General features: G+C 35.8%; 13 protein-coding genes and 3 pseudogenes. 10 read left to right on the top strand and 6 right to left on the bottom strand.

Annotated features, from left to right (window positions below):
* The 6 genes and pseudogenes from holA (at nucleotide 1) to ABWU67_RS03320 (ending at nucleotide 5,573) form a co-directional block, all read left to right on the top strand.
* Complete coding sequence (gene holA / locus ABWU67_RS03345) at nucleotides 1–993, top strand: DNA polymerase III subunit delta (protein WP_265042721.1); 993 nt, start codon at nucleotides 1–3, stop codon at nucleotides 991–993.
* A gap of 273 nt (nucleotides 994–1,266) precedes the next feature.
* Nucleotides 1,267–1,476, top strand: coding sequence for a hypothetical protein (locus ABWU67_RS03340; protein ID WP_353282190.1), 210 nt, complete (start codon nucleotides 1,267–1,269; stop codon nucleotides 1,474–1,476).
* Between the two features lie 60 nt (nucleotides 1,477–1,536).
* A pseudogene (locus ABWU67_RS03335) lies at nucleotides 1,537–2,395 on the top strand (IS630 family transposase).
* Nucleotides 2,396–3,129: 734 nt separating this feature from the next.
* Entirely contained in the window at nucleotides 3,130–3,363 is a 234-nt protein-coding gene (locus ABWU67_RS03330; protein WP_010962507.1) for a hypothetical protein, read from the top strand.
* Between the two features lie 60 nt (nucleotides 3,364–3,423).
* Nucleotides 3,424–5,163: a single-stranded-DNA-specific exonuclease RecJ gene (recJ, locus tag ABWU67_RS03325; RefSeq protein WP_010962506.1), complete on the top strand. Its 1,740-nt coding sequence runs from the start codon at nucleotides 3,424–3,426 to the stop codon at nucleotides 5,161–5,163.
* Between the two features lie 284 nt (nucleotides 5,164–5,447).
* Complete coding sequence (locus ABWU67_RS03320; protein ID WP_353282189.1) at nucleotides 5,448–5,573, top strand: hypothetical protein; 126 nt, start codon at nucleotides 5,448–5,450, stop codon at nucleotides 5,571–5,573.
* A gap of 488 nt (nucleotides 5,574–6,061) precedes the next feature.
* On the opposite strand, the gene ABWU67_RS03315 is transcribed toward ABWU67_RS03320, so the two are convergent.
* Nucleotides 6,062–6,868, bottom strand: coding sequence for a YgfZ/GcvT domain-containing protein (locus tag ABWU67_RS03315; RefSeq protein WP_010962504.1), 807 nt, complete (start codon nucleotides 6,866–6,868; stop codon nucleotides 6,062–6,064).
* A gap of 186 nt (nucleotides 6,869–7,054) precedes the next feature.
* Between ABWU67_RS03315 and ABWU67_RS03310 the strand changes: the two genes are divergently transcribed.
* A complete protein-coding gene (locus ABWU67_RS03310; protein ID WP_173862895.1) occupies nucleotides 7,055–7,336 on the top strand; it encodes a co-chaperone GroES in 282 nt (93 codons plus the stop codon).
* Between the two features lie 100 nt (nucleotides 7,337–7,436).
* Nucleotides 7,437–9,086 carry a chaperonin GroEL gene (gene groL, locus ABWU67_RS03305; protein ID WP_010962503.1) on the top strand — a complete coding sequence of 550 codons (1,650 nt, stop codon included), beginning with the start codon at nucleotides 7,437–7,439 and terminating at the stop codon, nucleotides 9,084–9,086.
* 182 nt (nucleotides 9,087–9,268) lie between these two features.
* Here the strand turns inward: groL and ABWU67_RS03300 are convergent, their stop codons facing one another.
* The 5 genes and pseudogenes from ABWU67_RS03300 to rhuM (ABWU67_RS03280) form a co-directional block, all read right to left on the bottom strand.
* Entirely contained in the window at nucleotides 9,269–9,412 is a 144-nt protein-coding gene (locus ABWU67_RS03300; RefSeq protein WP_353282188.1) for a hypothetical protein, read from the bottom strand.
* A 250-nt stretch (nucleotides 9,413–9,662) separates the two neighbouring features.
* A pseudogene (locus ABWU67_RS03295) lies at nucleotides 9,663–10,521 on the bottom strand (IS630 family transposase).
* Between the two features lie 1,234 nt (nucleotides 10,522–11,755).
* Complete coding sequence (gene rhuM, locus ABWU67_RS03290) at nucleotides 11,756–12,073, bottom strand: RhuM family protein (protein ID WP_341822151.1); 318 nt, start codon at nucleotides 12,071–12,073, stop codon at nucleotides 11,756–11,758.
* A gap of 62 nt (nucleotides 12,074–12,135) precedes the next feature.
* Nucleotides 12,136–12,573, bottom strand: coding sequence for an IS200/IS605 family transposase (tnpA, locus tag ABWU67_RS03285; protein ID WP_341822150.1), 438 nt, complete (start codon nucleotides 12,571–12,573; stop codon nucleotides 12,136–12,138).
* Between the two features lie 53 nt (nucleotides 12,574–12,626).
* Nucleotides 12,627–13,373, bottom strand: coding sequence for a RhuM family protein (rhuM, locus tag ABWU67_RS03280; RefSeq protein ID WP_353282187.1), 747 nt, complete (start codon nucleotides 13,371–13,373; stop codon nucleotides 12,627–12,629).
* Between the two features lie 634 nt (nucleotides 13,374–14,007).
* Between rhuM (ABWU67_RS03280) and ABWU67_RS03275 the strand changes: the two genes are divergently transcribed.
* Nucleotides 14,008–14,463, top strand: coding sequence for a crossover junction endodeoxyribonuclease RuvC (locus tag ABWU67_RS03275; RefSeq protein WP_341822148.1), 456 nt, complete (start codon nucleotides 14,008–14,010; stop codon nucleotides 14,461–14,463).
* Between the two features lie 124 nt (nucleotides 14,464–14,587).
* Nucleotides 14,588–14,719, top strand: a pseudogene (locus ABWU67_RS03270) (DNA methylase N-4); the annotation flags it as partial.
* Between the last annotated feature and the right edge of the window lie 21 nt (nucleotides 14,720–14,740).

The raw sequence follows: 14,740 nt of genomic DNA, 5'->3' as shown, positions 1-14,740 counted from the left end.
ATGAGGGTCACACCATCCAAAGTTAAAAAATTCCTAGAGAAACCTGATGCTTTACGTGGTGTGTTAATTCATGGAAGTGATAACAGTAGGGTTGATTTTTATGTACAAGAAATAATTGCTAATTTGGGTGAGTATTCAGTTCAGGTGATGGATTTTGCAATAGTGCATAAGTCACCCAGTTTACTGTTTTCTGAATTGGCAAACGTTTCGATGTTTACCAGCAAAAAATTAATTAAGCTGATAAATGTGAGTGGAGGTATATCCAAGGAGTTAAAAAATGTATTGGATTATAACGCAAGTGGTCATTATGTAATGATGGTAGCAAATGATCTTCCATATAATTCTGCGACTAAAAGTTATATGGAGAGTTCAAAAATTTTTGGTGTGATTGCTTGCTATAAGGACAGCAACAGCAATCTTTATGACATTATATCAAGTTACTTAAAACAAAATGATATAAAATGCACAAATGAGATAATCTACCATTTGCAATCTTACTTTAATCATAGCAAGCTGCCTATATGTTCAGAACTTGAGAAGTTAGTTTTATACTTAGGGGAGAGAAAAGACCTAAAACTTACTGATATAGAATTATGCTTTTCAACTTCCGGCAACGACTATGCTACACTTGATGATCTATGCTCTGCCATAGCAAGTAAAGATATGTCGCGTTTCATTAGAATTTCTGATGCATTGATATCGCAAGAAAATTTTTCACCGATAGCACTAATTCGCATTATATCAAATTATTTCCTACGCCTTGAAAACGTTTTGCTGTCAGTGCAAGGTGGAATGAGTGAGCAGGCTGCGATTGATCAGCTAAGCCCTCCATTGTTTTTTAAACAATTGCAGAGTTTTAAATCTCATTTGAAAAGTTTGCAACTTTCAGAACTTAAGAAGATCTTGGAAAAATTGATAAGCTTAGAAGTTACCTGTAAAAAAACTGATTTAGATCATAAAATGATTTTTCAACATGCACTGACGGGTAGCTGACTACTCGGATCCAGCCTTTCTTATAATTTCATCAAAATGTTGTATTTTAACATAAAATAGCTGCTTTTATGCCTACCAAAATTCATTCTTTAGTGTGTGTCTCACAAGTATTCTTTGCTAATAGGATATTTTCGAATATATAGCTCTTTTTACAATAATCCGAACAGACCGTAATATGCTACTGGCCTGCTATAGCCATAAACACATATCTTATCGCATTCGGACTATTATAAGAAAGGCTATAATTGAATATAACTAGATAAAAATACAGATATGTTTGACATTTCAAAAATTGTAATAACACCTGAAATGTTAAAATTAGTTGCTGAAATTGATGAATTTAAAGGAGCATGGCAATTGTTTGGTAATTTAGCTCCAGAACGTTTACAAATGCTCAAGAAAATTGCAACAATTGAAAGTATTGGTTCTTCTACTCGTATTGAAGGGGCAAGATTATCAGACCGTGAAGTTGAGCAAGTATAGCTCTTTCCACAGAAGTCCGGATATGATAAGATTAAGGATAGATGGCGATAAGGAGGTTGGATGCCGGCAGCATATAGTTATGATTTAAGAAAAAAAGCAATGGAAGCACTAGACGAAGGGGAAAGCAGAGAAGCAGTGGCAGCAAGATTTAAAATTGGACGAACTACTTTGTGGGAGTGGCAGCAAAGAAAAAAAGAAACAGGCGACTTTCAGTCAAAAAACTCGGTAATGGAGGTTACAATCAGAAAATTATCGACTGGAATAAGTTTATCGAATTTGCTAAAAAACACGGTAGAAAAACTCTGTCGGAAATGGCTAAACTTTGGGGCAACGTTAGTATCGAAACGATCCACCGAGCTCTCAGAAAAATTGGATTTACGCGCAAAAAAAGACATATGGATACAAGGAAAGGAACGAAGAAAAACGTGCTGAATTCTTAAAAATTATAGCAACAAAAGAACCAGAAAACTTAGTGTATATAGATGAGTCTGGGATTGATAACACGGAGGACTATCCATATGGGTATTGCCAGAAAGGACAGCGATTTTATGCCCTAAAATCTGGAAAAAAAACTCAACGAATCAGCATGGTTGCAGCCTTAAGTAGAAGAAAGATAGTTGCTCCATTAACATTTGAAGGCCACTGTAATATGGATATTTTTAATGGATGGTTTGAGCAATTTTTGGCACCGATCTTAGAACCTGGACAAACTGTCATTCTTGATAATGCTACTTTTCATAAGTCTGATAAGCTTATCAAGCTCGCTAAAGGAGTCGGTGCAGAAATTTTGTATCTGCCGCCTTATTCTCCAGATTTTAACAAAATTGAGCATCATTGGTTTGCTATAAAAAACAGAGCCAGGAAAAACATTCCTCTATTCGAATCCTTTCGTCGTGCTGTTGATTCTGCCTTCCTATGACCTATTCGGACTATTATGAGAAATGCTATATAATGTAAGTAATTAGCCAACCACGGGGCTTCTTTTGCCTTTTTTTTCATTTGGTAAATTTTTTAATATTTATACGGAAGGTAGCGCGTGAAGCTGGAACCCCAAAAAAAGGATGATGTCATCCCAGTGCTCCTTTTTTTGTCATCCGAGTAGCTGACACTGTCCTCCTTTGTCATCCCAGTGCCCAGACACTGGGATCCAGCATTTCACGCAATCCCATCAAGAACGTTGTATTTTACATAACACTTTTATGCTTACCAACTTAATAAAATTCCTGGATCCCAGTGGGCTTTGTTGCATCGCTAGCTATGATGGATTAAAGATAAAAAAGGTGGAGAATATCAGTAGCTTATTATTCTGGTATTTATAACAAGAACGGTCAGTGAATACCTAAATTTGAGTAAAAGAAATTTCACTACCACTCACTAATCTGGCTAAAATTCAAGAATTTCAATGCTTTAGCTATTTTCAATAGAATTAAATTTATTAATATAAATAACAAATTACTATTCTTAAATTTGATCAGATTGATTGCAAAAAAACAAGATTTTCAATAAGTTGCTTATAATCCTAATTATAGTTAGCCTTTCATAAGTAGCGATGCAACAAAGCCATCCCAGTGTCAGCTACTCGGATGACAAAAAAAGGAGCACTGGGATGACAGGAGAGGGAGGATACTTGGATGACATCATAGGGGCACTGGGATGACACCATTCTTTTTCCTGGATCCAAATAGTCAAGGCACTGGAATGACAAAAAAAGGAGGCACTGGAACGACAAAGTGGAGTGTCTGCTTCTGTCATCCTATGATAGCTAAAAAGACCTGGTCACGCGCTGGAATGACACCGAAGGGGCTACTGCCCTCTTGGATGGAGACCAGTGTCAGCTACTTAGATGATACCTTTTTTCTACTTAGTTTAGGTTATGCAGAAGTCTAATACAATTATAGAACAAGCTTAAAAATTCTGGTAAGGTAGTTTTATTTACAAAGAAAGAATATGCTACTTGAAATTGAAAAGCGCAGCATAACAAATGCATTGTGGAAGTTGCAAGAAGCAGATCAAAGGCAAATCTTAACTCTTACACAGAGATTTGAGTTACCAGAAATATTAGCAAGAATATTGGTTACTCGTGGTGTTAACATAGAAAATGCAAGCGACTTCTTATATCCACTAATCAGATCGCTATTACCAGATCCCTTTCACCTTCTTGATATGGATAAAGCTGTTTCTCGTATAATACGGGCAATAAAAAATGATGAAAACCTTGCAATATTTGGTGACTATGATGTTGATGGTGCAACGTCGTCAGCATTGATTAACAGGTACCTGAGAGCAATCGATATACACTCTATAATCTACATTCCAGATCGTGTTGATGAGGGTTATGGATTAAACACAGATGCTTTATTACAACTTAAAAAGAATGGAATTGATTTATGTATTTCCGTTGATTGTGGTACGCTTGCATATCAACCAATAGAAGATGCAAAGGCTTTTGGTCTTGATATTATAGTTGTTGACCATCACCTTGGTACGGAAAAATTACCAAGCGCCGTAGCAGTTGTGAATCCAAACCGCCTTGATGAGAGCTCTCCTTATAATAACCTAGCAGCAGTTGGAGTGTCATTTCTGCTAATTGTTGCTCTTAATAAAAGCCTACGTGAGCAAGGATTTTTTACCAACAAAAAAGAACCAGATTTATTTGATCTGTTGGATTTGGTTGCCCTGGGAACTGTCTGTGATGTTATGCAGATCACAGGCCTCAATAGAGCACTTGTCTCACAAGGATTAAAAGTTATGTCAACAAGAAAAAACGTTGGCTTGCGTGTTTTATTTGATGCTTTGGGAATCCTTGAAAAACCAAGTGTTTCTCGATTAGGGTTTAGTATTGGGCCATGCATAAATGCTGGAGGAAGAATTGGAGAAGCATCGCTTGGTGCAAGGTTGCTTTCCACCGATGATGATGAAGAAGCACATTCAATCGCGCTAAAATTAATAGATTTGAATAATGCAAGAAAAGTGTTAGAAAATGAGGCTCTCTTGGAAGCTACAGCACAAGCGGAAAAGTCTGCCCAATCAGGTGCGAATTTTATAATGATAAGTGGCAATTGGCACCAGGGAATAATTGGTATAATTGCATCAAGGCTAAAGGAGCAGTTTCACTTGCCAACAGTAGTGATATCTTTAAATAATGGAATAGGAAAAGCAAGCTGTAGATCAATTTTGGGAGTTGATATCGGTGCTGCAGTCCTTTCCGCAAAGTTTATAAATTTGATTATTGAAGGTGGTGGCCATAGTATGGCGGCAGGATTTTCAATTAAAGAAGACAAAATAAATGATTTGCATGATTTTTTTACTGAAAGATTTTCAAACTCTATAAATGAGAAAACTTTAAAAGCTGATAGTATAGTAACTGCTAAAGCAATAAACTTATCTCTGTGGAACCAACTGCAACGCTTGGGACCATTTGGAGTTGGAAATCCTGAACCAAGGTTTATTATCCAAGGAGCAAAGATAAGAAAGCCTGAAGTTATAGGAGTTGACCATATAAAATGTTTTATTGCTGATGATAATGTTATGGTAAGAGCTATTGCATTTCGTTCTGCAAATACTCATCTTGGCTCTGCTATCATGCAGGGTAATGTTAAAGCTATTTTGGGTAAAATCTCTATGAATTACTGGAATGGCAATGAATTTGTACAATTTTTAATAGAAGATGTATTGACCATAAGTTGAGTGTATCTGTTCAGCAGAGTGGCAAAATAGGTAGACAAGATAAACCAAAAAATCGAGAAAAAGTGAGTTTACAACAACTGGTGTCATGAAATTATCTGACACTGATTTCCATCCAAGAGGGTGTCATCCCAGTGCTCCTATAATGTCATCCCAGTGCGTGACACTGGGATGACACCCTACTTAACCGTCATACCGCGATTCATTCGCGGTATCTCTTAGCCGCTAACAAGTAGCGGGATGACGAGCTTATAGCTCTTTTTACAATAATCCGAACAGACCGTAATATGCTACTGGCCTGCTATAGCCATAAACACATATCTTATCGCATTCGGACTATTATAAGAAAGGCTATATCGTCACGCCGCCACGAACCGTCATACCGCCGCGGCGCTAACAAGAGATCCCGCTAACAAGCAGCGGGATGACGGTTGTCGTTTAGCCATAAACATTAAAAAATTTACCAAATGAAAAAAAAGGCAAAAGAAACCCTAGTCATTGTCTATTTTCAGTATTGGCGTTTTTAAGTCTTAAACACTGCAATTTAGCTGCTTTTGAATGCAACTAACCTACGCTGCAAATGTTTAAGAAATTTACTAAGCAGAAAAAAAGGCAAAAGAAACCCCGTGTTAGCTAGTTGTCACTCTCTAATCCTGCAAATTGGCGTACTATACTGTCTTAAACGACTTATAAGCGCGTTTCAGCTTATATAGGTAAAAACCCAGAAATGTTGTGAAGACATAAGGTGCACATAGTGCAAAAAATTAAAAATAAGACGCCAACTACGTTGTTTTCTTGCTGTTTAATCTGCACAGATGAAGATAACTGAATACCTTCAATACCATGATAAGGGGGCTGGCGGAGTTTGTCAAGCAAGTTTTTCGTTTCTATATGGGCTACCTTAAGACTTCAACGTCTTAACGCACTTGACCCCACCAGCATATAAATTTGCATGGCTCTTTCCAGTATTAAGCAATGCAAATCCAATGTTGTCTACACTAGAGCGCAGTTCCCCTATTTCCTCATTGTTTTCATTTGTCACTTTAGTGCCAATATCTGGAAGTGCGTTATCCCCCTCAACAAGGTAAAGTTTTCTTCTGAATATTTCTTGTCTGCTCATTCGATTTACAACTTCCTGACCTATATAACACCCCTTATTAAAGCTTATACCGTTTACTTTATCGATTAAAAATTGCAGCGGAAACGATGAATTCTGCACCATATCTTTCGCTCCATCTGGAACGAGATTTTGAATTCTGACTTTTTCATACTGAGTAAAATCCCCAACCGGCTCTTTCATTTCATCTTTATGTATGATCCTCATTCCTAGCAGCTTGTGCCTTGGATCTTGAAAAATAACTTGTGACTTACTACTACACTCCGCCAACTTAGTGTTAAACAAAACCCCAACCTTATATAGTGCACTAACGTCTTTAATCTTTACCCTCAAATAAGTTTTAAGTAAATCTAGTTTCTCGATTATTTGCTGCAAGTGCATGTTTTCGCACTCCAAGAGGGTGTATTTACCATATTCAATAAGAAAAAAATCATATAGATATTTTCCCTGAGGGCTAAGCAATAAAGAGTAAATGGCTTTTTGGCTATCCAACTTATTAATATCATTGGTTATAATACCCTGCAGAAAATCTCTAGTGTCAGGCCCATATAGCACTATCACACCACGACTTAAAAATGGTATATAACTCATGAAATCTCTATAAATAAATCTAAATTTTATTATATAACATTAGGCTCTTTTAGAAACTGCTTTTGGCGTGCATATTTTATAATGGCGTGCATATTTTACAAGCTCCAGCCCTTGAAATCTAACTTACGAGTATATATATATAAACTTATAAGTTAATTTGTTGATGAGGAAAAACAAATGTCAAGTATAAGTTTAAATGTATTAGATGATAGCGTGCTGATCAAGCCTATTAGCGAAGAAAAGCAAGGTGGAATTGTGCTTCCATCAAGTGCTGAAAAGAAACCTACTAAAGGTGAAGTTATAGCAATTGGTGAAGGTTCACGCAATTCAAGTGGCGAACGCGTAACTTTAACTGTGAAAGCTGGTGATAAAGTGTTCTATCGCCAATGGGCTGGTACAGAAATAGAACATAATAATGAGAAGCTTATCGTGATGAAAGAGTCCGATATACTTGCTGTCATTAAGTAGCAGTCTTTATTTTACTAAACTGAAACAAAGCGGAACATAGCGCATTGTAAATGATTTTATTATAGTTTTCTAAATTTTTTATTAACAAGAGGTGATAAAAATGACTAATGTAGTAGTATCAGGTGAGCAGTTGCAAGAAGCCTTTCGTGAAGTTGCAGCAATAGTGGATTCAACGGTAGCAATAACTGCAGGACCTAGAGGAAAAACAGTAGGGATTAACAAGCCCTATGGAGCACCAGAAATTACAAAAGATGGTTATAAGGTGATGAAGGGTATCAAGCCTGAAAAACCATTAAACGCTGCGATAGCAAGCATCTTTGCACAAAGTTGTTCTCAATGTAACGATAAAGTTGGTGATGGTACAACAACGTGCTCAATACTAACTAGCAACATGATAATGGAAGCTTCAAAATCAATTGCTGCTGGAAACGATCGTGTTGGTATTAAAAACGGAATACAGAAGGCAAAAGATGTAATATTAAAGGAAATTGCGTCAATGTCTCGTACAATTTCTCTAGAGAAAATAGACGAAGTGGCACAAGTTGCAATAATCTCTGCAAATGGTGATAAGGATATAGGTAACAGTATCGCTGATTCCGTGAAAAAAGTTGGAAAAGAGGGTGTAATAACTGTTGAAGAGAGTAAAGGTTCAAAAGAGTTAGAAGTTGAGCTGACTACTGGCATGCAATTTGATCGCGGTTATCTCTCTCCGTATTTTATTACAAATAATGAAAAAATGATCGTGGAGCTTGATAATCCTTATCTATTAATTACAGAGAAAAAATTAAATATTATTCAACCTTTACTTCCTATTCTTGAAGCTATTGTTAAATCTGGTAAACCTTTGGTTATTATTGCAGAGGATATCGAAGGTGAAGCATTAAGCACTTTAGTTATCAATAAATTGCGTGGTGGTTTAAAAGTTGCTGCAGTAAAAGCTCCAGGTTTTGGTGACAGAAGAAAGGAGATGCTCGAAGACATAGCAACTTTAACTGGTGCTAAGTACGTCATAAAAGATGAACTTGGAATCAAGATGGAAGATCTCACGCTTGATGATCTTGGTACGGCTAAAAATGTTAAAATTACTAAAGATAATACCACAGTTGTCAGCGAAAATAGCGATTCTGACAGTGTGAAAGCTAGAATCGAGCAGATTAAATCTCAAATTGAAACTTCAACTTCTGATTATGATAAAGAAAAGCTAAGAGAACGTTTAGCGAAATTATCAGGTGGCGTTGCTGTGCTCAAAGTTGGTGGAGCAACTGAAGTGGAAGTTAAAGAACGTAGAGATAGAGTCGAAGATGCGCTGCATGCAACAAGAGCTGCAATTGAAGAAGGTATAGTTCCAGGTGGTGGGGTTGCGCTTCTTTATGCTTCATCTGTTCTCGACAAATTAAAAGGTGCAAGTGACGAGGAACAAATAGGCATAAACATTATCAAGAAAGTTCTCAGTGCTCCAATTAGAAGGTTAGTCAAAAATGCTGGTCTTGAATCTGCTGTTATAATTGACTATTTGATTAAGCAGAATGATAAAGAGCTTATATACAACGTTGAGGCTATGAATTATGCTAATGCGTTTACAGCTGGTGTGATTGATCCAGCAAAAGTGGTGCGTATTGCTTTTGAAACAGCGGTATCTGTTGCGAGTGTGCTGATAACTACTGAATCTATGATAGTTGATGTACCAAGCAAAGAAAATGCTTCATCTCCTATGGGTGCAGGAGAAATGAGTGGCATGGGTGGATTCTAAGTAGAATGAAACCGTGGAGCAATTGCTCCACGGTAGTTCCAAAAAATCTCACATTTTACTATTCGTTAAAGGTAATACGTTTGGTGCAGAAATGCACTACTGTTTGCATCCGTTTCACTCCTTTATATTATGGTTGTCTAATAACAAAAGGCAGCATAAGAAAACTATAACCCCTAGTATATTTATACTATAGCTGACCCAAGCAACACGTCATACCGCGATTCATTCCACAACTGTACGAACATTACAATATGGCACATAGTAAACGATGTCATGAAAGTAGCTGACACTGGAATGACACCCTTTTGGATGGAAACCAGTTTCACGCACTGGCATGACACCCATTTGTTCCTATAGTTGTCTTTTCTCGTCTACCTTATTTTGCCACTCTGCTGAACAGATACAATTTACAACCACCCCCCTACCCTTTTTAGTTGTTCAGCAAATATAGAGAGGTTAAAGGGAGTGGTATTACTTAAACAACTAAATAAAAAACCAGGTAGATCATTCTGAAATTCTTGCATTTTTGTCCATAATTTTGTTAAATATAGCATTTCTCATAATAGTCCGAATAGGTCATAGGAAGGCAGAATCAACAGCACGACGAAAGGATTCGAATAGAGGAATGTTTTTCCTGGCTCTGTTTTTTATAGCAAACCAATGATGCTCAATTTTGTTAAAATCTGGAGAATAAGGCGGCAGATACAAAATTTCTGCACCGACTCCTTTAGCGAGCTTGATAAGCTTATCAGACTTATGAAAAGTAGCATTATCAAGAATGACAGTTTGTCCAGGTTCTAAGATCGGTGCCAAAAATTGCTCAAACCATCCATTAAAAATATCCATATTACAGTGGCCTTCAAATGTTAATGGAGCAACTATCTTTCTTCTACTTAAGGCTGCAACCATGCTGATTCGTTGAGTTTTTTTTCCAGATTTTAGGGCATAAAATCGCTGTCCTTTCTGGCAATACCCATATGGATAGTCCTCCGTGTTATCAATCCCAGACTCATCTATATACACTAAGTTTTCTGGTTCTTTTGTTGCTATAATTTTTAAGAATTCAGCACGTTTTTCTTCGTTCCTTTCCTTGTATCCATATGTCTTTTTTTGCGCGTAAATCCAATTTTTCTGAGAGCTCGGTGGATCGTTTCGATACTAACGTTGCCCCAAAGTTTAGCCATTTCCGACAGAGTTTTTCTACCGTGTTTTTTAGCAAATTCGATAAACTTATTCCAGTCGATAATTTTCTGATTGTAACCTCCATTACCGAGTTTTTTGACTGAAAGTCGCCTGTTTCTTTTTTTCTTTGCTTCCACTCCCACAAAGTAGTTCGTCCAATTTTAAATCTTGCTGCCACTGCTTCTCTGCTTTCCCCTTCGTCTAGTGCTTCCATTGCTTTTTTTCTTAAATCATAACTATATGCTGCCGGCATCCAACCTCCTTATCGCCATCTATCCTTAATCTTATCATATCCGGACTTCTGTGGAAAGAGCTATACCTTTCATAATACCTACCTAAATATTATTAACGTGCTTAAATATTTAATTTTTAAATAACAAGTTAAGCAAAAAGACATGAACTGTAATAAGTTTTAACCTGGTGCTCAACTGAAATGGTTTTCAAAAAGGCTAATATACCGTCCATTTTAATTTTTAACCGAAATATAAAAGTCATTTAAAAAATAAACTCAAGTGGCAATTAACCGGTTTTTTAAAGTCGCCTATAACCTACTCTAACTACTTACGCATACAGGTGGACCAGCTGCATTTCATGATATTAGTAGACATAAACCTAGTTATTGTAAGATAATTAAAGGCATCACTCAAAGGAAGATAAATGTGTGGCCTATTCTTCAAAGTAAGGTTTTAAGGAATAAGAAGCTGTTCTGAGTTTTGTGATTTCCAGTAAAATTGAAAAATTAGGAACAAAAACATACTATACTTAACTCACTGAATTTCTATGCTTTTAGCCACTTAGTGTGTGAAAATATTACTTTTCCATTTTCAAAAGACTTAATGAATCAGATCGCCCTAAATAAAAATACAACACAGAGACAAAAATATGAAAAACCTGCTATTGCATTTTGGATAACCTAAAAAAAGATGAAAGACAAATGCTTACAAAAAACAAGATGGCTAATAATATCGTTTTAAAAAGATTCTACGACTCCAGGGTACAATTATACTAATAAGACCTAAGTTACTTATGTAAGGTAGCTTAAAACCCGATTATGAGGCACTTCTAAATTATCTTTTACCTTAAACTTTTACTTACTACAAAAAACCTTGTTTCATTTTATCATGTTTTTTATTTGTTGTAAAATATTTTTTCAAAAAAGTGAACAGCTTTTGTAATTTAGGTAAATATATATAACAAGAGCTGGTTATTTTGGAGGTCTTATTGAAATATAACGACTTTTATTTAAAACTCTTAAGGAAATATTTTAAATAATCTCTATAAACAAATTGTAGGTGAAGATAAAGAAAAAAGTTTTGCCATAAACATAAGCTACAAAACTCTCTCAATAGTTCAAGATGGAGACAAATTTATTTATTTACGTCTCCAATTTTATCGCGTACAATGGAGACAAAGATTTATGTTTTCACTAGGGTGGTTCACCCCTTGAAATTAAAACAAAAGCAAGATGTCAAACACAGATAGCTCAACTACAAGCTGGTTTTTGTTGTAGTTATTTTCTCACTTTCTTTACTTGCTTTAATTAATTCATCAAAGTCAGATTCATGTAATTTATCTTGTATAACTCTGTACTTTTCGTATTCTCCTTCAGCTAGAGCTTTTGCAACTTCAGCACTAACTTTACCAGCATCTTTAAGTACTTCATAATCATTGAACAATAGAAATGCATCCAACTTTTCAACCCAATTCTGCATTTTCATTAGCCGATGCTTTCTTGCTTGAAGTTCTGCATAATCTAGATACATTGAAACAATGTGATTTAGTTCACTTAATTCTTTTTCACTCAACCACTATCGGCTGAGAGCCGAAAGGTTGGATATAGCGCTGGAAGCGCGATGAGAAGCTAAAGCTACTCCAATCTTATACTAGATATAGAATGAGGCTGATGTGCATCTGTATGTTTATTGATGTACTCATTAATGACTTCATCTGTGATATGTCTGCTGGTAGCACTAAAGTATCCTCTTCCCCAAAAACGCTTTCCCCAGTACATTTTATTTAGCTCTGGAAATTCTTGTTGAACTTTGCGTGAAGACCTGCCTTTGGCTCTTTGAACAAAATCACTCACAGCTATATGAGGAGGTATTACTACGAATAAATGTAAATGATCTGATGATATTACTCCGTTTTCTATCTTAATCCCCATTTCTTCAGATACTTCTGCTATGATTGTTCGTATTCTCTCCTTCATAGCCTTAGTTAATACTCTGTACCGATATTTTGTAATCCAGACTATATGGTACCTATGATAAAATACAGTGTGTTTTCCTTTGTCATATTCCGTCATAACTATACTTTATAAAGTACAGTTATGACATTGACAAACTAAAGTTTCTCCACCTAGAAGGTGGAGGCTTGTACCATCTTATGGAAAGTCAAGTAGTTTTTTGCAACACTTACATCACTCTTATGAATTTTATTACCTAGACCATCTTTCCAAGTAGTTAGTCCCATATGTGGTTTTTTATGATCAACTCGAGAATATATTAGCTCTGCTGCAGTCAAGCCGTAAATCGCCCAATATAATTTATTCTGTACTTTTGCATAAAATTGTTTTGTTATTTCTGAATTTGGATCATAGTCTGCAGAGCATTCAGCATAAATGTCAGTAATCTTCTGGTAAAACCTACGTTCGGATGCTCGTATTTCCCTGATTTTTTCAAGTAACTCATTGAAGTAGTCTTTACCGAACTTCCTTCCGTTTTTTAGTCGTTCGCTACCTAATGCAAATCCTTTGATAATAAAATCCTTTAAAATTTTCGTAGCCCATACTCTGAACAATGTTGCTTTTTTAGAATTAACTCGATAACCAATAGCTATAATTGCATCCAAATTATAAAATTGTGTAGGATACTGTTTACCATCTTCAGCAGTATTCCGGAAAATCCGGATAACTGAATCTTTATCTAACTCTTGACTAGCAAATATGTTCTGTAAATGCTCACTAATTGTTCTAATATTAACATCAAACAACTCTGCCATTCTTTTTTGTGTAAGCCAAATGTTTTCATCTCGATACAAAACATCAATTCTCACGTCTCCATCTGGAGTTGTATATAATAAAATTTCGTTCCCATTTATTATCATATCTACTCTACCTTACTTCAAGTAGCATATGGGTTATTTGTAAAAAAGACAAGCAACTGTAAAACTCTAAAAATAGAGAACTATCTGCTTTATTCTTTAGCTGATAAGCAGTTTTAAAATTATTTTAACTTTTTTTTAGAAAATCCCGGAAAAAGTGGTGAGAAATCCGGTATATATATAATAGAAGGGCATTGATGTAGTTTGTGGATGTGCTTCAAATACAAAAGCTTTAAGTGTCAATTCAAAACTCGGCAAACAAACATTGAATATACTTGTATTTTTTTAGATGAGGTAAAAACTTCATTTTAAAGCTAGGTGTAACTTTATAGATCAATCTCAGCACCTCATCAAAGAATGCACTTAGTACCCTTTAAAACTTAATTAAATGGTATTTTTAGTAATCTTACTGTTACAAAACAAACTTGCAAGCAACGGTTTTTATCCTTTGCAAAAAAAATTGAACAGTTTTTGTAATTTTGGTGAATATATATAATAAGAAAACAACTTTCTGCAGTAGCACATAATTCTCGAATTTCCGTTGTTGGTCTACAAAAACCTATGAATTGCTAGTGTATTTTGCAGAAACCAGACGATATTTTGGAGTAAGTGCTACTTGTAATTTTAATAATAGCAAATGTCAATCCTAACACTGGACCTCGGCAAACAAACGGGCTGGGCAATTCTGACAGATGGAGCAATTCAAAGTGGGAGCAAAAGCTTTCATGGTAGTCGTTTCAGTGGAGGTGGCATGTGCTTTTTGAGTTTCCGTAATTGGCTTAACTCTTTAGAACATAAGTTCACTGCAGTGTATTTTGAGGAAGTAAGAAGACATTTAGGAACAGATGCAGCGCATTGCTACGGTGGTTTTCTGGCTGTTCTCTCTGCTTGGTGTGAAGAGCATCATGTGCCATACAAAGGTGTTCCTGTAAAGACTATAAAACGCTTTATAGCAGGCAAAGGCAATGCAAGTAAGAGTGAAGTTATTGAAGCGATACGTGAAAAAAGTTTTTCACCTAGAGATGATAATGAGGCGGATGCTTTGGCATTAATGTTTTACGCTATGAATCTTGGTAAAGATTTTAACACATAAAAAATACCGTAAAAGTGGGTCCTTTCGGCCATACTGGCGGGTTTGGTGGTGCTGACTCCAGGCCTTCTTTAGCGTCAGAGATATTTTAAATATTAACTTTTTAATTATTAAGAATTTAAATTATATGAATTTAGCAATCCACTACTATCCTACTCGAAACCTAGTTGAATATGAGCGTAACCCACGTAAAAATGACGATGTGGTCAACAGAATGTGTGCTTCTATTCGGGAATTTGGCTTTCGTATTCCAATTCTACACTATCTGTTAAGGAGAGAA

The organism is Wolbachia endosymbiont (group A) of Aleiodes leptofemur (genome assembly GCF_964028465.1).
In the GTDB taxonomy this organism is placed as follows: Bacteria; Pseudomonadota; Alphaproteobacteria; order Rickettsiales; family Anaplasmataceae; genus Wolbachia; species Wolbachia pipientis.
Note: the sequence above shows the minus strand (reverse complement) of the source record. Positions and strands in the feature narration are given on the sequence as shown.